At 49.2% G+C, this 19,717-nt stretch carries 10 protein-coding genes and 2 tRNA genes; 2 read left to right on the forward strand and 10 right to left on the reverse strand.

Translation table 11 applies throughout. The annotated features are described in order from the left end of the window. Positions 1-10 precede the first annotated feature (10 nt). The 8 genes from ICL55_RS07575 to ICL55_RS07610 form a co-directional block, all read right to left on the reverse strand. Positions 11-1,816, reverse strand: a complete 1,806-nt coding sequence (locus ICL55_RS07575) for a glycoside hydrolase family 35 protein (RefSeq protein ID WP_188095536.1) — start codon at positions 1,814-1,816, stop codon at positions 11-13. Continuing rightward, positions 1,813-3,342: a glycoside hydrolase family 30 protein gene (locus tag ICL55_RS07580; RefSeq protein WP_246496169.1), complete on the reverse strand. Its 1,530-nt coding sequence runs from the start codon at positions 3,340-3,342 to the stop codon at positions 1,813-1,815. Before ICL55_RS07580 ends, ICL55_RS07575 begins: the two co-directional genes overlap by 4 nt. A gap of 161 nt (positions 3,343-3,503) precedes the next feature. Next, the gene (locus tag ICL55_RS07585; protein WP_188095541.1) at positions 3,504-5,177 is read right to left on the reverse strand and encodes a RagB/SusD family nutrient uptake outer membrane protein; all 1,674 of its coding nucleotides are present in this window, start codon (positions 5,175-5,177) and stop codon (positions 3,504-3,506) included. A 17-nt stretch (positions 5,178-5,194) separates the two neighbouring features. Beyond that, the gene (locus tag ICL55_RS07590; protein WP_188095543.1) at positions 5,195-8,311 is read right to left on the reverse strand and encodes a SusC/RagA family TonB-linked outer membrane protein; all 3,117 of its coding nucleotides are present in this window, start codon (positions 8,309-8,311) and stop codon (positions 5,195-5,197) included. 218 nt (positions 8,312-8,529) lie between these two features. Continuing rightward, the gene (locus ICL55_RS07595) at positions 8,530-12,600 is read right to left on the reverse strand and encodes a hybrid sensor histidine kinase/response regulator (RefSeq protein ID WP_246496170.1); all 4,071 of its coding nucleotides are present in this window, start codon (positions 12,598-12,600) and stop codon (positions 8,530-8,532) included. Positions 12,601-12,790: 190 nt separating this feature from the next. Then, a tRNA-Arg gene (locus tag ICL55_RS07600) sits at positions 12,791-12,864 on the reverse strand. A gap of 144 nt (positions 12,865-13,008) precedes the next feature. Next, positions 13,009-13,082: transfer RNA gene (locus ICL55_RS07605), tRNA-Arg, on the reverse strand. A gap of 151 nt (positions 13,083-13,233) precedes the next feature. Further along, a complete protein-coding gene (locus tag ICL55_RS07610) occupies positions 13,234-14,220 on the reverse strand; it encodes an NAD-dependent epimerase/dehydratase family protein (protein ID WP_188095545.1) in 987 nt (328 codons plus the stop codon). Positions 14,221-14,310: 90 nt separating this feature from the next. Here ICL55_RS07610 and ICL55_RS07615 point away from each other — a divergent pair, with 90 nt between their 5' ends. Both ICL55_RS07615 and ICL55_RS07620 read left to right on the forward strand, forming a co-directional pair. Next, positions 14,311-15,264 (forward strand): helix-turn-helix transcriptional regulator, encoded by a 954-nt coding sequence (locus ICL55_RS07615; RefSeq protein WP_188095547.1) that lies wholly within the window; start codon positions 14,311-14,313, stop codon positions 15,262-15,264. A gap of 167 nt (positions 15,265-15,431) precedes the next feature. After that, complete coding sequence (locus tag ICL55_RS07620) at positions 15,432-15,878, forward strand: hypothetical protein (RefSeq protein WP_188095549.1); 447 nt, start codon at positions 15,432-15,434, stop codon at positions 15,876-15,878. Here ICL55_RS07620 and ICL55_RS07625 read toward each other — a convergent pair. Together ICL55_RS07625 and ICL55_RS07630 are read right to left on the reverse strand one after the other, a co-directional pair. After that, positions 15,875-16,495 (reverse strand): alpha-ketoglutarate-dependent dioxygenase AlkB family protein, encoded by a 621-nt coding sequence (locus tag ICL55_RS07625; protein ID WP_188095551.1) that lies wholly within the window; start codon positions 16,493-16,495, stop codon positions 15,875-15,877. The genes ICL55_RS07620 and ICL55_RS07625 overlap by 4 nt on opposite strands. Before the next feature lie 6 nt (positions 16,496-16,501). Further along, on the reverse strand, positions 16,502-19,711 hold the full coding sequence (locus ICL55_RS07630; RefSeq protein ID WP_188095552.1) for an error-prone DNA polymerase: 3,210 nt from the start codon (positions 19,709-19,711) through the stop codon (positions 16,502-16,504). Positions 19,712-19,717 lie beyond the last annotated feature (6 nt).

Consider the following 19,717-nt stretch of genomic DNA (forward strand, 5'->3'; position numbering starts at 1 on the left):
AAAAAATGAATTACTGGACCACGTCCAATATGGGATGGTCTAATCCCTGCACCTGTGTTTCAGCAGGTTTAATCAGTTCCAGCACAGTAATTTTATTCTGACCGGTTTTCAGCCATTCAGCCGGCACATACAGTGTTTGCTGTGGGCCTACCTGCCAGTAACGGCCCAGATGATGGCCGTTGATCCACACAACACCTTTGCCCCATTTGCTCATGTCCAGGTAAGTGTCGCCCTTGCTGTTTAAAGTGAAACTACCTTCTTTCAATACCGGCGCATCTGCCGTCACTGCGGAGGTTTTGACAACCGGCTGCTGTTCGTACGGGAGCTTAAATTGCTGCCACTGGCTGATAGCCGTTCCGTTAAACAATACCTGACCATCTATTCCTTTTCTGTTTTTCAGGAGATAAGGACCGAAGTTGATGCGTCCCAGATTTTCGACCAGAATATCTAATGTTACCACGCCCGCAGGAAGGGTAATATCGACACTGTCTTGTTTGAGGCGTCTGTCGAGGATGGCCACTCTTTTTCCGTTTACGAAAACCAGTCCGTAATCGCGGAGGTCTTTTATCTTTAAAGTACCGCTACTGCCACCTTTCAGGGTAGTACGATACAATACGAAGCCATAGGCCTGTTTCAGGTCTTCGAACGTTAGCGGATATACGCTTTTTACCGCAGCTGGCAGCTGGCCGAACAGGGCGCCGCTGCGTTCAAAAGTAATCACCGGCGTAGTGATCACCGGTTTTTTCGCTGGTACTTCCGGCAGTGTTACTCCCGGCGCCAGATGTTTGGCGATGACGTTTCTGAACGCCATGAATTTGGGCGTTGCATTTCCTGCTTCGTCCAGCGGAGCGTCATAGTCATAGCTGCTGATCTGTGGCGAATAGGGCGCCTCGTCGCTATAGTTGGCGCCGTTCATATAACCGCGGGTAGTACCGCCGTGGAACATATACATATTGATAGAAATACCGGCAGCCAGCACTCTGTCTAAACGGGTAAGGAATTTTTCGTAAGGAACGGTATGGTGCTTTTCGCCCCAGGAGTCAAACCAGGCGGGATACCATTCGGCAATATAGAAAGGTCCTTTACCCTGATGATTTTCTCTTACCAGTTGTTTCACTTTTTCGGGATCATCCACGCCATTTACAGCCGGCAGCAGGCCCGGCAGATGCCCCTTGGCCACATCTGCACCCGGATCACAGGTATATAACAACCCATCAAAACCCGCCTCTGTAAACATTTTACGGTTGATCTCCAGGTAAGATTTATCGTTGGAATACGAACCGTATTCATTTTCGATCTGCACCATCAGGATATTCCCCCCATGATTGATCTGCAAGGGCGCCAGCTGCCTGCCCACCGCTTTGATATAATTATTATAGGCCTTCAGGTATTGTGGTTCTTTACTCCTCACTTCCAGTCCTTTTATTTCCTGGAGCCAATACGGATAACCGCCAAATTCCCACTCGGCACAGGCATAAGGACTGGGACGTAAAATAACCCACATCCCTTCTTCCTGGCATATTTTCACAAAGGCAGCGACGTCGTTGTTGCCGGAAAAATTATACCGTCCCTGCTCTGGTTCGTGCATGTTCCAGAACACATAAGTACCGATGGTATTCAACCCCATGGCCTTCGCCATCCTGATACGGCCGCGCCACGATTCCCGGGGCACCCGCAGATAATGTATTTCGCCAGAAATCATCTGAAACGGTTTCCCGTCCAGCAAAAAGGTGGAGTCGCCTAACTGAAAGGTGTGCTGCGCGCTGAGCTGAACACAGTATAACATCATCAGTATTACTACGCTGATTTTCTTCATTGCTTACTGTTTATTTTATTTAGTTGTTGCGTTATTGTGACAACGGAACGCGCCGGGACCACCAGCGTATGCCCGTTTACGTTATCCGGTTGCAGGTTCCCCTCCCTATTCGTGGTATAACTGCGCATGCCTCCACGGGGAATGCCTTTACCCCGCACCTCGATGGTAGCGGCCGAAGTGCCACTGTTGATCACCACCATGGCGAGGCTGTTGTCTTTATTTCTGTAGGCCGACAGGTACAGGTCTTTCACTTCAGCGTTGCCACCCAGCTGCACGGCCACCCTTTGCGCGGCAGGCCGTACAAAGCGGCTATAGTTGCCCAACACCCATAACATTTTGGTGTCGTGTATTTGCCCGTCTACCTTATTTTTATCAATATAAATCAATCCGTCTTTATAGTCGTAGGGCGATATCGCGAGCCACCACTGCCAGGCCGAGGCATTGGCAACGGTAAGGTCTGTATGAATAACTTTAGCCACGTACAGTGCGGCGTCCATCCCGAGATCAACTTTACTGCCGTTCATTTCTCCGGCATTATCGCCCAGTATACAATATTCTGATTGCCAGAAAGGAATACCTTTCAGGGTGGTGTGCAGTCTTTGGCGTATAGCCAAGGCCGTATCCCGGGGAGAGGTGGTGAAATAGCTGTGTCCTGCCAGCGCCTTATACACATGGGAACAATTGCCGAGGTAAAAAGGGCTATGCTGATCAAAGAAAGCCGCTATCTGAGTGCCTTTGGCGGGCTTGTCTTCACCGGCATAGAGATAGTTGAGTTTGCCTGCTTCTGTAATTAATATTTTGGTAGACAGCTGGTGCTGGCGAAAGGATTGGTCTACCGCTTTTACAAGCCCGTGAATTTGTTCATTGTTGTAAGGGCATCCTTCCTGGCCTCCATCGCTCCAGTCCCATTGGGGTTCATTAACGGGACTTACAAAATCGAGCGTGATGCCGGTCGTTTGCTGAATACCCAGTACCACGTCTTTCAGGAAGTTGGCGACGAGGGGGTATTGCTCCGGCGATACGTTACACAGGCCTTTAGTGGCAAAGGCTTTACCATTGCGGGTGAAGGCTACCGGCGGGCTATTGAGGAAGCCCAGGAACTGTTGAACGCCTCTGGCTTTAGCGGCATTCAGGAACCAGATCTGCCCTGCGGGCTGCTGCCAGTGGTACTGATGATCGGCGCCCAGAAAGCAGGCGGCGCGGCGCCATTCATCACGGATGCCGCTGTCGTCGCCCTGTTCGGTACTACCGGCCCCAATATTAAATCGCCACATCGACAAGCCAATGCCTTTGGGCTGCCCGTTAGCGGCCGTGTCGCTGCTAAACAACCAATCTGCCAGTTGGTTTCTTTTGCTATCCGGCCAGGCGCCGGTAAACTGGCAGGACCAGGCATCTGATGCTGCGAAGTTGTGAATGGTTTGTGCTTTCCCGGAAAGGTCGATGTTTACCTGAATCGCCTGATGATGCTGAGACATAGCCTGCTGCAGCACCATACAGCCCAGCAGAACACCTATTGTTTTTTTCATGTTCATAGTAAGCGGTTGCACGCAAAGCCGCAGGGTATGCAAGACTTCCCGTTGATCATAAGAAGCATGGTCGCAAGGCTGTAAAGTAGTAAAATAGTCGCTGATTTTTTTCTAAATCCGGTCGGCTATCTTACCACTTTACAACTGTGTTGCCCGATTAACTAGTAGCCAGGGTTCTGTTTCAGGGTGGCATTAGATGCCAGGATATCTGCCCTCGGAATGGGTAACCAGTAATTGGCTTCTTTGAACAGACGGTTATCTAACGCTACTTTACGCGTATAGGTATAACTGTTATTATTCCGGGTAATGGTCATACCGTAAGCCGGAATATTTTCAGTGACGTTGGCGATTTTCCATCTGCGTACATCATAAAAACGATGTTCCTCAAAGGCCAGCTCCACCTGTCTTTCTCTCCTGATGGCATCCCGCATCTGTTCCTGGGTGAGGCCGGGAGCTAACGCCGGCTGCTGCACGCTGGCACGCTGCCTGATCTGGTTAACAGCGTTGTATACGCTGGCGTCGGGCCCCATGGCCTCATTCTGTGCTTCTGCGTAGTTCAGCAACACTTCTGCGTAACGGAGGTATATCCAGGGCTGTAAACCGGCTACATCCCAGGGATTGTCGATCGGATTTTTGTCATCCATAAATTTGCGCAGGTAGTAACCCGTTTTGGAGGCATTCCAGTTGGAAGGTCCGTCCTTGCTGTCTTTACCGCCAGGGGTAAAGGTTTGTATGGTAGATCCTCTGTAGGAAGCGCCGTTATAGAGAACGGTAGCATAAAAACGGGCGTCCCGGTTCTGATAGGGGTTCTGCGGATCATATCCGGAAGCAGGATCAGTAATTGGCTTCCCATTATTCATTTCGTAGGCGTCCACCATATTTTGTAAAGGTGTATTGCCGGCCCATCCTCCATAGCCATTGGGGCCGTTGGAGATCTCCAGGCATACGTGGCGGGCGCCGATGGCAAACTGCCGCGCAAAAATGATTTCGTTGTTATTATTGTTGAGGAACAACTGCGTATAATCCGGCGCTATGCTGTATTTGGAGAGTGCCATGACTGCTTTGGCAGCATCGGCTGCGGCCTGCCAGGTACCTACGTTATAAAGCGGACTGGCTGCATAAAGCAACAGACGGGCTTTCAGGGCCAATGCGGCACCCTGTGTAGCTCTGCCTGGCAACCAGTCGGCGCTGTTGTTATCAACCGGAAGATCGGCCGCTGCGGCTGTCAGCTCGGCGATAACGTAGTCCATCGACTGTTGTAAGGTAGCCCTGTTGAATAAGGCCGGGTCGTTCAGGTTATCCTGTAAGCTGTATTCTTTATCTCCCATCATAATCACACCGCCATAGTTGCGGATGAGATCATGATAACGGTAGGCGCGGATGAAACGCAGTTCTGCCTTTAACCGCTTGCGGTGTGCGGCACTCATCACTACGCTGTCAATGTTATTGAGCCCGTAGTTGCATTCCCGGATACCGCGGTAACTTCTTCCCCAGATAGTACCGGTGATACCCATGTTTTCCGGCGCCAGTTGCCCTTGTTGAACTACCCAGGTATTATCATCATTATTGTAAATGGATTCATCTGTAATAGAGCTCCACAGGCCGTACTCAAATCCTCTTCCAAATCCGGGGTTGCTGCCCTCTCCTTCTTTGTCCTGCAACCGGATGCTCAGATAGCGATTAATGACATAGTTTTCAAATAAAGAAGAATCCGCGATGACGGCGTTCCCCAGTATTTTATCGGTAGGTGTCACATTCAGAAAATCTTTCTGACAGGAGCAAAGGAAACCAGCCGCCACTAAAGCCAGACCGAAGAATATATTTGTCGTTTTCATGATTTAATTTTTGAGTTTTACAACTTAACATTTACACCCAGGTTCACGATACGCTGTTGCGGATAGAACTGTCCGCTGCTGCTGAATCCTTCCGGATCGTAGTCTTTTACCTGCGTGATGGTGAAAAGGTTGAAGGCGTTGGCATATACACGAAGACCCGCTATCCTGGCGCGTGACAAAGCAGGCGACTGGATGGTATATCCCAGGGAAATATTTTTCAGGCGAAGAAAAGATGCGTTGTTCAGCCAGAAAGTATTAGGACGAAGGCCGCCATTGACGGAAGAGGAAGCACGTTCATCTACGCGGGGATAAGAACCTCCCGTGTTGGAAGGGCTCCAGCGATTATCGGCCCAGCTGCTGTAGAAGTTTCCAATGGTACCGGATTCAGGTAGTACATATTGACTCACGTGTGTTTGTCCGGCAAACAACACAGACAAATCAAAGCCTTTGTAGTCGGCAGCCAGATTCATTCCGTAAGTGATTTCAGGAATGTTGCCATATTTGGTCCTCACCATATCATCTGCTGTGATCTGCTTGTCGCCGTTATAATCCTGATAGATCAAATCACCCGGTTTGGCATTGGGCAGATGTGGGTATTTGGCCAGATCGTCTGCTGTTCTGAAAATGCCGATGGCGTTGTACAACAGGTAAGTATTCATCGGCCCGCCGGTTTCCCGTTGATAGGGCAAAGTGCCTACTGCTTCATCTTTGAAGATGATTTTATTTTTGGCATAGGTGACGTTACCGGAAACATTATAGTGGAAACCGCCGGTGGTATTGTCATATCCCAGCGTTGCCTCAATACCCTGGCTGTTGACTTTACCGATATTTTCTGCGGGCACCAACGGATTGTTTTTATCAAACGGATTCACAATGCCGGAGGTTTGTGTCAGGGAGGTACGTGGCGTCAATATCTTGGTACGGCGCTGTTGGAAGTAGATAAACTCCAGGGAGAAGTGGTCCAGGAAAGTGGCGTTCAGGCCCAGGTCCATTTTTTTCGCTACCTCCCAGGTAATATTGGGATTGGCCAGCTTTACCAGGTCTATGCCACTCTGAATTTGTCCGTTGATCACATACTGGTTATAGAAAGAATAGTTGTCGAAATACTGGAACAGCCCCACATTATCATTACCCAGCGAACCATACGATCCACGGAGTTTCAGGCTGTTCATGAATTTCACCGGTTCAAACCAGGATTCTTTGGAGACTACCCAACCAGCAGAAACGGAAGGGAAAAATCCATATTGATTACCTTTCGGGAAAGTGGAAGATCCATCCACACGGGCCTGTACTTCCAGCAGATATTTCTCCAGGTAGTTGTAAGCGATTCTTCCGAAATAGCTTTTCCTGGTGAAATTGTAGCTGCTGCCAAAATTGCTCCTGTCGGTTGCGGCAGCGCCACCCTGCGACAGTTCCGGGGTGAGCGGTGTCGGGAAGTTGATACGGCCGGCGCTCAGGGTATCTACCATGTTTTTGCTTTGCTCATACCCTATCAACGCATTAAAATCGTGCGCCCCAAAACGGCGGACATAATTCAGTTTAATGTTGGTGGTCAACAGGGACATGTTCCGCTGTTGCTCTACCAGAGATGCTTTACCGTTGGACCCTCCCACTATCTTCGGCACGTAGGTATTGGACGGCGCATCAAAGGTGTATTCTTTATAAGGAGTAGCAAAGGCCTTGGCGAAGCTCCATGCTTTATCGGCCGACAGGAAACCATCGAGGGATAACCCTTCTACGCCCGGGATAGCGTACGACCCTTTCAGGATACCGTTAAACACCTGGACAGGGTTGCGGGAAATACCGCCGATATCTGTTACCTGCATCACCGGGTTGTTATTTTCAATGCCGGTGGTAGGCAGGCCGTTGGGATATCTGTCCAATACCGTGGGATATGCCCGGTAGATACCCCGGAAAATATCTCCCGCCGAAGTGGTAGGATATTGACGATCTTCCTGGCGACCGGATAAGTACAAGCTTACTTTCAGCCGTTTGGTAACATCGGCGTCAATGTTTGACCTGAAATTATACTGATTGTATTTGGTAGCGCCGTTCTTATATAAGCCATTTTGCCCGATCATGCCCAGGGAAACATAATACCGTACATTTTCCCCTCCGCCGTTCACAGAAAGGCTGTGTTGGTTCTGCGTCGTCGTTTTTCTCAGGGTGGCCTTTTGCCAGTCGGTATTCGGATAGTTTACCGGGTCTGAACCATCTTTGAACTTCTGCAATTGCTCGTCGGTGTAAAACTGGTTCATCCCGCCGGCGGTATTATTATAATACCGGATCTCATTCATGATCTGAGCATAGGTATAGGCGTCCGCCATTTTAGGTAACCTGGTTGGCGATGAAAATCCCTGGTTAAAGCTGTAGTTGATCACAGGCTTCCCGGTTTTACCCCGTTTGGTGGTGATCAGCATCACGCCGTTGGCAGCACGGCTGCCATATACAGCGGCGGAGGCGTCTTTCAGTACCGAAATACTTTCTATATCGTTCGGGTCCAGCCGTTCGAGGCCCCCGATTTGTCCGGGCACGCCGTCCACCACGATCAATACGTCGTTGTTACCGGTGGTGGCGAGTCCGCGGATAGTCACCGTTGAACCGTCGTAGCCTGGCTCACCGGAGCGGTTGTTGGCAATCACACCGGAAAACCGGCCTGTCAGCGCATTGGATACGTTAGGCTGCGGGCTTTGCACAATGTCGGCCCCCTTCACCACAGAAATAGAGCCGGTGAGGGTAGCTTTCTTTTGGGTGCCATACCCTACCACTACCACCTCATTCACTGTTTTACTCAGGGCAGTGAGCACAATACGCAGCGGGGCGCCGCCTTTTACGGCTACCCGTTGCTCGTTATATGACATATGGTTAAATAATAAGGTATCTCCAATGGCAGCGCTGATGCTGAATTTCCCATCACCATCAGTCAGTGCTCCGCCTGTTTTGTTCTTTACCCGAATGGTAACGCCGGGAACAGGGCTATTGTCGGCAGACACCGTACCGGTTACAACGGTCTGCTGCGCCTGGGCACTGCCGGCCCATAACAATAACAACGTAAAAAATAAGTGGGTAAGAATAGGTAGGCTCCGTAAAGGGACAAATAGTTCACGGTCCGTTCCGGATGGAAGTTTTTTCATAACGCTCTATTTAAATGATTGATGGAATGCTGGCGAATTAATTCTGGTTGATTGGACGGTCTATTTTCAGCCGCTGTGACCTCCGCAATGTACTATGCCGTACACAGATCATAGAGGGGGTAAATCATTTAAAAACGGGGGTAAAATCGTAAAATATTATAGGGGGCATTTCATCACCCCCTATATCTAAAATGAATGCAGTAGCGGGAAAGGAGCAATTATATCTCTTCATGGCTTTCCGTGATATTGAAGTCACGGTTAAAGGAATGCCGGTATTTTTTTACGTAGCTGGAAGGATTCATCCCAAACAGTTTCACGAACTGTTCACGAAAATATTTAATATCTCCGATGCCTACCTGAACGGCTGCCTGTGTAATCGTGTAATTTTCCCGGAGCAATAAAACGGCCGCTTTACGGAGCCGGATCGACCGGATAAAAGAATTGATCGTCTGGCCGGAAATAGATTTTACCTTCTTGTATAAACTGGAGTGGCTCATACCGATTTCCAGGGTGAACTTTTTAATGGAGAAGGTTTCATCTTCCAGGTTCGACTCTATGATCTCAATACAGCGTTTCAGGAAATCCTGGTATTCTGCTGGTACCCTGATATTACTGTTTTTAAGGGTGATGCGGTCAAAAAAGTACTGTTGCAACAGGTTCCTGTTCTTGATGATGTTATTCACCTTGGCCATCAGCAGGTCCTTGTCGAAAGGTTTGGTAATATAATCATCTGCTCCGCCCTCGAGACCTTTGAGACGGGTATCGGAGGCAGAAGACCCGGTAAGCAGGATCACCGGGATATGACTGATCATCTCTGTCTGTTTTATTTTGGTGCAGAGCTCTACCCCATCCATCCCCTCCATCTGGATATCGCTGATCACCAGGTCGGGCATATATTTCTGTACCGCTGCAAAACCACTGGTACCATTGTCCGCTTCATATACCACAAATTTATCTTTGAACAGCTGCTGGAGGTACTGCCTGATTTCATCGTGGTCATCGATCAGTAGGATGGATTTCTTTTCGGTAATGGTCGTGGTGGGCACATCTGCCTCCTGGGCGTCAGTGGCGGTATCCTGTACCTCCAGGCTGGCGTCAGCGCTGAGCTCCTTCAGAAAAGCCGATTGGTGCCCGCTGCTTTCCAATAATGGCGTACCGTCGAAATGGGCATAGCCCCTTTTCAGGCAAAGCCGGAAAGCAGTGCCTTCACTTACCTTGCTCTCATAGCTGATGATGCCGTGATGCTTTTCGATGAAGTGTTTTACCAGGTAAAGCCCAATCCCAAAACCTGTTTGTAACGACTCTTTACGGTCCTGCGCCCGCTGGAATTTTTCGAAGATCCGGTTACCTACGCCCGCTTCAATGCCACAACCACTGTCCTTGATTACAATGGTCACCGTGTCAGCATCGGCGCTCAGTTCAAAAATAATGGTCCCGTTATCGGGGGTAAACTTAAAGGCGTTGGAGAGCAGGTTAAAAATGGCAATCTCCAGTTTTTCACTATCGCCGTATAAGTCTATGGCCGGTTGCCGGGTATGGAAAGTGTATTCAATATTTTTAGCTTTTGCCTGCTGGGAAAAGCAGAGATATACTTCATGGCAGAGATTCACCATATCCAGCCGGGCAATCTTGAGTTGGTCGCCCTCCTGATCGGCCTTGCGGAATAACAGCAGCTGGTCTACCAGACTAAGCAGGCGTCTGGCGTTGCGGTATACAATGCCCAGGTCCCGATCGTTTTTATGCTGCAGCAGTTCTTTCAGCGGATTGATAATGAGGGTGAGCGGTGTCCGGAACTCGTGAGAAACATTGGTAAAGAACGACAGTTTCTTCTCATTCAGCTCTTTTTCTTTCTCCTTCTCCAGATAAGCCAGCTTGATTTCGTATTTCAGCCGTTCCTCCCGTGCCCGATACTGAATATACAGATAGATAGCAGCCAGGGTGGTGCTGATATACAACAGATAAGCCCACCAGGTACGGTACCACGGAGGCAATACAATCAGGGAAACCGTGCGTATTGCCGGCCCCCAATATCCATCGGCATTGCTGGCTTTTATCTCAAAGGTGTAATGTCCTTCCTGTAGATGGGTATAGTTGGCGGTCCTGGTTTGACCGACATAGTTCCAGTTATTGTCCCAGCCTCGCAGGCGGTAGGCATAGCTGATTTTATCAGGCAGCGTATATTCCAGCGCTACGAAATCGAAAGCAATGGTGGCTTTGTCATAGGGAACAGTAATCTCCTGTACTTCTTTTTCCGATGTCCTGCCGGATACATAATGATCTGAGGCCGTCACCGGCGTATTGTTGACGTTGATATTGGTCAGCCACACCGGCGGGATGGTAGTTTCTGCATACACGCTATCGGGGTAAAAGATATTGAACCCTTTAATGCCACCAAAGGCCAGCTCGCCGGAATGCAGTGCCAGTGCCGCATTAAAGCTAAACTGATTACTCTGTAATCCGTCAGAGGCATAGAAGTTGCGAAACGTTTTCTTTACCGGGTCAAATTTGGAGAGCCCATTGAAGGTGCTGATCCAGATATTGCCTTTGTTGTCTTCCAGCATCCGGAGAATGGAATTGCTCGGCAACCCTTCCGTCATGGTGTAGCGGGTATAGGCGCCGGTTTGCCGGTTAAAGCGCAATAAGCCGCCACCATCCGTACCTACCCAGAAATTACCTTGTTTATCATGGTAGATAGACCGGACCGTATAACCAATATCAAAACGCTGGTGCTTCAGGTGATATCGGTCTACCCTGATGAGAGCCGAGTAATTACCGCCCCATAGCTGTCCTTCACGGTCTTCTGCCAGGCACTGCATGTTTACCAGGCTACTGTCGAAAAGGGTAAAACGGTTTTCCTGCGGATTAAAACGATACAGGGTACCGTTGTTGGTCGTGCTGGCCCATAGCTGCTGTTGACGATCTTCATAGACCATCCATACATTGTTTTCTGCGGTACGGGTATATGGATTAAAACAGGTATAGTGCTCAAACTTCCTGGTGGTGGTGCTGTAGCGGTTTACCCCGCCAAACCAGGTAGATATCCATAGGTCGCGGTGAACATCATGGATGATGGAGGTGATAAAATTACTGCTGATGCCTTGCGGCTGATGTATATCATGGCTGTAGGAAGTAATGGCGCCGGTTTCCCGGTTCCAGTGTTTCAGGCCTCCTCCGTCGGTACCTATCCAGATATTTTTTGCGTCATCTTCACAAAAGGAAAAAATAAAATTATCGATGGCCCTGGCATCAGGGTTGCGATTCAGCACATTTAGCTCAAACGGGTTACGTCGCGATTCAAGGATATTAATGCCGCCCCGCAGGGTGCCGATCCATTTGCGGCCTTCCCGGTCTTCATAAATAGAATAAACGGAATTGCTGCTCAGCTGTGACCGGCTGCCCGGACTGGTAAACGGGCGGGCAGGAACATCGGTACCCGTTATCAGATAAATGCCGTTGCCGTCGGAGGCGCACCAGGTAGTCCCTTCCCTGTCGGTATACAGGTGTACGATCTTACTGTTGTCGGGTAAGGCGTTAGCGGAAAATTTTCCGGTGCCCGGCATATAACGGAATACGCCGGCATCCGTGCCCAGCAACAGGTTGCCGGACTTGTCGACATTGAGGCAGTTGGCGCGGGGAATATCCCCGGAGACGATGGACAAGGAATGCTGCTCCGTTTCATATTTACACAGGCCAACATTTTGCACGAATATCCAGGCAGACTTACCCGTAAATTTTATACCAGTCACCTCATAATTGGTGATGGTGGTGGCGCCGCTATGTATTGGAATTTGCAAGCCGTTACAAAGATTATTATCAAATACGAGCAAGCCATTTTTCTCGGTGCCGACTAAGACAAGTCCATTTTCATCCGACTTGATGATATGTATGTTTTCATTGGCTTTTTGGAGGGTACGACTATTCACCGGCCGGTACATCGGCATGAGAAATTTTTCTGTGGCAGGGTTAAAAACACTTACTCCCCGCCGGCCGCCCACCCAGAGCTGGTGGTGATTATCATCGGCAAGCGTGTAAATACCATTATCGGCCAGTGAGGTGCTATCGCCTACTTTGTTCCGGTACACTTTAAATCTATACCCATCGTACCTGCTGAGTCCATCATACGTACCAAACCACATAAATCCTTTGTGGTCCTGATATACAGAGGTAACGGCATTATTGGACAACCCGTCTTCTATGCCCAGGTACCGGATGGGATAACCAATAGCAAACGAAGTGGCAGTGACCACCATCAGCAATAAAACAAAGCAACATATCCTCACAACGTGCATAGGCTTCTTTTAACGGCTATAAAGCTATTGAAAAAGATAAACTTTCGAGACAGGAGAAATGGATTGGTGTTGCTGAAATGTTTTAGAAGACGCAGGGGAATGTGGAATCTTTTCTTATGGGTCCAGGTCTTAAATAAATAAAGGGCAGCATTCTTGAAAATGCTACCCTTTATTATTCATTTAAAATTTGTGACCGCGTCTGGATTCAAACCAGAAACCTTTTGATTCGTAGTCAAATGCTCTATTCAGTTGAGCTACGCAGCCAGTTCCCTTTCGGTGTTGCAAAGATAAACATTTATTTTATCTTAACAAATTATTTTTCAATTCTTTACATCTGCTACTTTTTAACAGTATGTTTTTATTGAGCTAAAAAAAACTGCAAAATGTATTGCAGCATTTTTTAAGTTGTGACCCTGTCAGGATTCAAACCTGAAACCTTCTGATCCGTAGTCAGATGCTCTATTCAGTTGAGCTACAAGGCCATTTCCCCGTTTGGGATTGCAAATGTAGGATTACTTTTTATTTAAACAAATTTTTTTGAAATATTTTTTTGAAGGCACTACCGTCAACCACTATACGCAGTGATCACAACACTACATAAAACAGCCACCATACACACTTTCAGGCATCATCTTATTTCTCTACCGGGTAAGGGCCTTCTGTAAAAACAGTGTTGTGATAACCTTTGGAGCCGACCTGTTGTGCCAGTGGACTAAAAACATGCTGACCATTTTCCAGTGCTTCCAGTGCCTTTCCATAGTCATACTCCGGCTTCCACCCCAGGTCTTTTCGGGCTTTCGCATTATCATACACCCTGTCTATTACCGGCTGCATCTTCCAGTTCAGCCGGGCATACAGCTTTTCGAAACCAGGATAATAATGACGTAACACCGCCGGCGCATCATGTTGCAATGCCAGCATATACTCCCTGGAAAACGGCGTGGTAGCGCTGATCACATAACGATCAAAGCCAATGGACGCCGCCTTCTCCGCTGCCAGCAAATGCGCCGTCACCACATCCGCCAGGTCTACCCTGCCAAACAACAGTTCATTTACTTTCAGGTTGGCATCATCATATGCCTCCCGCTTATTACGATCATCATCGATCTCCGGAAAAAACCGCGAAGTACGTAGCACCACACAAGGCAGGCCATGCTTACGGTAAAACAACCGGCAAAGATCTTCTGCCGCCAACTTGGTGATGCCATAGATATTTTTAGGCATCGGCGCCAGCGCCGGCGTTACCCACACTGCCGGTCCACCTGGCGCCGGCTCCATAGCGTCCCCAAACACGCTGGTGGTGCTGGTAAAAACAAAACGCTCCACTCCCGCCGCCACTGCGGCTTCCAACAGACGCAAGGTGCCTGTGATATTGGTATCGATGAACTGTTGTACCGAATGTGTCACTACATGTGGCTTATGTAACGTGGCCGCATGAAACACCACAGACACGCCTTTCATACGCTCATGCACAAAGTCGGCATCAGTAATGGAACCAATATGACTGGTAAAAACACCGGCATTCTGATCAATGCCCACTACCTCATAACGCAGCTCCAGCAATCTGCGCACCAATGCTTCTCCCAAGTGCCCGGAACTACCTGTAACTAAAACACGCATATTATATTGATATTTTGATACCCTCAAAGATAGCAGGACCAGCCGGCAAAGGATATTGATTTAGGAGGTAAAAATGTTGATCTTTGTAGTATGTCATACACGATCAGCGGAGACGCCTATAAAGAGATTGCAGCCCGGAGGTTTTCCGATGGCCGCCGCTTCGATCACTTCGAGCATAACACCGTTGCCTTACCCTACGTACGGCATCAGGTGTCGCATGCCTTTAACCACGACTTCGGAATCATACAGTTCAGGGCCGATTTTGAGCGGGACATTACGATACAGCAGGTAAAAGGAGCCGTCCCTCACGTAAGCCTTCATTTTCAGCTCAAAGGTAATTCCTGCGCCGATTTCAAAGGACTTCCCCCTCAACCGCTGCAAGCCGGGGAGTTTAATTTGTACGCCTCTGACAATTTCCAGTCGGACCTCCATTTCAAAGCCCAGCAAGGATTTGAATACCTCGCTATTACTTTCCGGCAGGCTCTTTTACAACAGGTGCTGGCACAGCTTACCGCTCCTCCAGGGGATGTTGCCGCGCAACTGGCTTCCGGCGCCACTTTCGCGCTCTCTCCCAAAGCGATGACCATCTCACCGGAGATCCAACTGGCACTACGCTCGTTGGTACGCCCGCCGGTATCAGACAATTTATTGCCGGTGTATCTGCATAGCAAAGTAACGGAAATCATCGCCCTGCTGTTTTCCGGCCTTCATCCAGAACCGCGCCCCGCATGGCAACGGGAGATGCAGGACATCTATCACTATATCCTTGAACACTACCTCGATATTCCATCCCTTGCAGCGGTGGCCCGGCATTTCACCTTAACGGAATACCAGATCAAACAACAATTGCGGCTACAGTATGGCACCACCTTCTATGAACTCGTCCAGGAACGGAAGATGGCCCATGCCATGCAGCTGCTGCTGCAAACCGACATGCATGTCAACGAAGTAGCCTGGCTGATGGGCTATAGCAACGCCAGTAATTTCATTCAGGCGTTTAAGAGAAAGTTTGGCATCACACCACGACAGGTAACAGCCGATTGATAAGAGTACGGAGGATGCTCCTGTTTTTGTGGAGATGACCACCAAAACACCTACCCATATTTTAAACTATTCCCTGCGGATATTGACGCATGATAAGCGAATAATAAATGTTTGTTGTTTATTGATGTCGATGATCGATTTTTGTGCCCATTAAATCACTTCTCCCGATGAAGAAAATATTTGTCCTGATGACCTTTGCTGTCTTGTTATGCGACTGGAAGGCCACGGCACAGGAAGCCCGTATCCCGCAGCTCTATGAAGGCTCTATTGATGATAAGCTGCCTATTACCCTATACCTGGTGTCTGTGCCACGTGAGTGTGGAGGAGATCCTTATTATCAGTGTATTTACCGTTACAATAAAAGTAAAGACAACGAATGGCTGTCGCTGACCGTGGAGTACAACCAGAAAAATCAGTTCATCATGGTGGAACACAGATTTTCCGGCGTCATGATACTGCAAAAAAATGCAGAAGGGTTTTCCGGCATCTGGATACACCCTAACGGCGCAACGCAGAAAAAGGTCGTACTCCGGAAAACATCTCTTCCGGCAACAGATATCAAAAAATATGAGGACTATATGGATAAAACATTCTACAACACCGATGATTGTTAAGGAATATAAGGTGTTGCCACCGTGCCGCCCACCTTCCGGAAAGTCAGGTTAATCCTGGCTTTCATCGGTTTGGTAGATTTGGCGATACGGTGTTCCCAGTATCTCTGCAGGTCACCTTTCATCAGCAGTAAGGAACCATGTTGCAGCCTGATGGAATAACGGCGACGGTGATCATCTTTACTACGGAAATCAAAATTTCGCTCCTCTCCCAGGCTGATGGAAGCGATCTCTGTTTTCAATCCGGGTACGGTATCCTTATCCGAATGCCAGGCTACAGAATCGTTATTATCTCTGTAATAGTTTAATAAAACACCATCGAACACAATTCCGGTATGCGCTTCCACCTTTGCTTTTAGTTCCAGCAGTGCGGGGGGCCAGGGCAGCACCGGACGCTGGTCGCCACTACGGATAGGCTCACTGCCAAACCAGGCAGACAGTCGCGGCGTCAGCACTTCCTTTTCATACATCATCACTTTACTTTGTTGCCAGGGAACAGTGTTGAGCAACTGTTCCAGCAACCGATCACCTTCCTCCCTGCTCAGAAAAGCAGGATAGTATTCAATCAAATCTTCCGGCAGCATCAACTGGCTACCATCGTCAAATAATTTCAGTTGCATAAGCATCTATTTAAAATTCCTGCCTTTGGGAAAAAGTTCTGCCTGTATCATTTTAGGAGCAGGCTTTTTAGCGGCAGACGGTGTATTATCGTGATACGGGACATTCATCAGGTGCTCTTCATCAGTAGGTACCGACAACTGGTTCAGGAGCGCATTGTAGTTATAGCATTTTTGAATGACCACATGTGTTACACTCCCTTCCCGCTGCAATTTTCCTTCTACCATCAGCAAACGGGACGTAACAATTTCTTTCCGGTAACGTTCAAAAATTTTAGCGAAAGCGACGAGGTTGGCACTACCGGTTTCATCCTCTATCGTAATAAAACAGATGCCACTGGCCGTTCCCGGCCGTTGACGCACGAGTACCAGGCCCGCCACTCTCAGCGGCGTACCGTCCGGCCACTGGTCCAGTTCCCGGACAGAGAGGACCTGGCGCTTAAACAGCTGTTGGCGTACAAAGCTTACCGGATGGGCTTTCAGTGATAAGGCCATGGCAGCATAATCCTGTACCACATGCTCAGAAGGGGTCATGAGTGGCAGTGTCACCGGTGCTTCGCTGGCGCTTTCCGAAGGCTGGCCTTCAAAGAGCGCATGTGGCCGGTCCGCCAGTGCCGATACTTCCCATAATGCCCGGCGGCGGTCCATTTTCATAGACCGGAAAGCGTCAGCATCGGCCAGCCGCTCCAGTGTGCTTAAATTCACGCCGGCATCCATGATGGAGTGTATATTGATGTAAGGCGCTGTCCGTCCTGCGATCAGCCGCTCCATCTCCTCCTGCCCCAGTCCTTTTACCTGCCGGAATCCCAGCCTCAGCACGCGGTATTTGCCGGCATGTTCTTCCAGGATATTATCCCAATGCGAATGATTCACATCTACCGGACGAACAATCACACCATGATGGCGGGCATCGGTCACCAGCTGTGACGGCGCATAGAAACCCATCGGCTGACTGTTCAGCAATGCACAGGCGAAAACATCGGGATAATAACATTTGATCCAGCAAGAGACATATACCAGCAAAGCAAAGCTGGCAGCATGACTTTCGGGGAAACCGTAAGAGCCGAAACCTTCCAGTTGTTTGAATATGCGTTCGGCAAATTCCTGTTGGTAGCCTTTTTTCAACATGCCACTGACCAGTTTCTCCCGCCATTTTGAAATTTGTCCGTGTGCTTTGAAAGTGGCCATGCTGCGGCGAAGGCCGTCTGCCTCCGCTGCGGTGAAGTCTGCGGCTACCATCGCTATCTCCATGGCTTGCTCCTGAAACAAAGGCACCCCTTTCGTACGGCTGAGAATCGCTTTTAATTCCTCAGAAGGATAGTCTTCCGGCTCTTCCCCGTTTCGCCTGCGCAGATAGGGATGCACCATGTCTCCCTGAATAGGCCCCGGTCTTACGATCGCCACTTCAATGACCAGATCATAAAAATTACGGGGCTTTAATCTCGGCAACATGGACATCTGTGCCCGGCTTTCAATCTGAAATACACCAATGGTATCCGCTTTACAGATCATATCATAAACAGCCGGATCTTCTTCCGGAATAGTAGCCAACGTATAAGGCTTATCATAATGCTGGCTGAGCAAGGTAAACGCTTTACGGATACAGGTGAGCATGCCCAACGCCAGCACATCCACTTTGAGAAAGCCCAGCGTTTCAATATCATCTTTGTTCCATTCAATGTTGGTACGGCCTTCCATCCGTGCATTGAGAATAGGACAGAGATCTGTCAGCTGATGCTGCGTGATCACAAATCCACCGGTATGCTGCCCCAGCTGCCTTGGGAAGCCCATGTATTGCGCTGTCAGTTCCAATACTTTCATCAGCACCGGATCTTTCGCTTTAAACCCTTCACTGGTAGCCGTTTCACCCTCCCTCCATTCATCAGTGAATTCATACCCTGATTTCGCCAGATGGTCTACCGCATCCATCGATAAGCCCATGGCTTTCCCCACATCACGCACCGCCCCTTTCCAGTGCACCTGCGTAACGGTGGCCACAATGCCAGCCCTGTCGCGTCCATATTTTGCGTAGACATATTGAATCACTTCTTCACGGCGCTCGTGCTCAAAGTCTACGTCTATATCCGGGGCTTCATCTCTGGCATCAGACATAAAACGGGCAAACAGCAGGTTTACTTTTTGGGGATTAATGGAAGTAATACCCAGACAATAACATACTACGGAGTTGGCCGCAGAACCGCGTCCCTGGCACAAAATATCCTGACTTCTGGCGAAGCGCACCAGATCATACACCGTCAGAAAATACGCTGCATAGTTTTTTCGGGCCATAAAAGAAAGTTCCTCCCGAATGGTGTTCTCTACTTTATCCGGAATACCCTCCGGGAACCTTTCTCCCGCGCCGCGCCAGGTCAGCATCTCCAGCTCCTCCTGTGGCGTCCGGCTTTCTGTGGTGATTTCTTCCGGATATACATATTCCAGGCTATCCAACGAAAACTGACAAGCCGCCGCTATTTCCTGCGCACATGCCAACGCTTCCGGATAACGCCGGAACAAACGCTGCATCTCCGCGATCGGCTTCAGGTAACGCTCTGCGTTTTGGTACAACCGAAACCCGGCATTATGAATCGTACATTTTTCCCGGACGCAGGTCACAATATCCTGCAGCTCGCGCCGCTCCGGATGATGGTAGTATACATCATTGGTAGCCACCATGCCGATGTGCAGCTCCTCGCAGTACTGCGCAATGCGGTACAGTTTCTTACCGTCGCTCCCGCGGTAAGACCAGGACGCCGCCATGTATAATTCCGATTTGAAATGCTGCCGGTATTCCCTGGCCGCCCTTGTAAAATCAGCGTCGAAATCAAACTCTCTGTTCAAAGCAGCGGGCGGTATCATCACGAATTTGATACCTTCCGCATATTGATAAACATCTTTTTTATAGAGCTCACATTTGCCTTTTTCCGTACGGAGGTTACCGGTAGACAACAGGGCTGATAAACGGCCATAGGCAGCCTTGTCAGTCGGATAAGCCAATAACGGCGGCCCATCCCGCAAGTCCAGCCGACAAGCCGGGATAATCCGGATATCCTTCCCTCTGGCTGCCGCATGCGCCCGTACAATACCGGCCAGCGTATTATGGTCTGTAATCGCGATGGCTTTGTATCCCAGGCTGACAGCCTGTTCCACCAGTTCTTCCGGATGAGAGGCTCCCCGTAAGAAACTGAAATTCGTTGTGATCTGTAATTCCGTGTATCCCATACCGTT

It is taken from the genome of Chitinophaga varians (assembly GCF_014529945.1).
Taxonomy (GTDB): Bacteria; Bacteroidota; Bacteroidia; order Chitinophagales; family Chitinophagaceae; genus Chitinophaga; species Chitinophaga varians.

Coding starts and splice junctions, on each gene's coding strand:
- ICL55_RS07630 (WP_188095552.1), bottom strand. CDS start 19,711: ATGGGATACACGGAATTACAGATCACAACGAATTTCAGTTTCTTACGG.
- ICL55_RS07590 (WP_188095543.1), bottom strand. CDS start 8,311: ATGAAAAAACTTCCATCCGGAACGGACCGTGAACTATTTGTCCCTTTA.
- ICL55_RS07625 (WP_188095551.1), bottom strand. CDS start 16,495: ATGCAACTGAAATTATTTGACGATGGTAGCCAGTTGATGCTGCCGGAA.
- ICL55_RS07620 (WP_188095549.1), top strand. CDS start 15,432: ATGAAGAAAATATTTGTCCTGATGACCTTTGCTGTCTTGTTATGCGAC.
- ICL55_RS07580 (WP_246496169.1), bottom strand. CDS start 3,342: ATGAAAAAAACAATAGGTGTTCTGCTGGGCTGTATGGTGCTGCAGCAG.
- ICL55_RS07575 (WP_188095536.1), bottom strand. CDS start 1,816: ATGAAGAAAATCAGCGTAGTAATACTGATGATGTTATACTGTGTTCAG.
- ICL55_RS07615 (WP_188095547.1), top strand. CDS start 14,311: ATGTCATACACGATCAGCGGAGACGCCTATAAAGAGATTGCAGCCCGG.
- ICL55_RS07595 (WP_246496170.1), bottom strand. CDS start 12,600: ATGCACGTTGTGAGGATATGTTGCTTTGTTTTATTGCTGATGGTGGTC.
- ICL55_RS07585 (WP_188095541.1), bottom strand. CDS start 5,177: ATGAAAACGACAAATATATTCTTCGGTCTGGCTTTAGTGGCGGCTGGT.
- ICL55_RS07610 (WP_188095545.1), bottom strand. CDS start 14,220: ATGCGTGTTTTAGTTACAGGTAGTTCCGGGCACTTGGGAGAAGCATTG.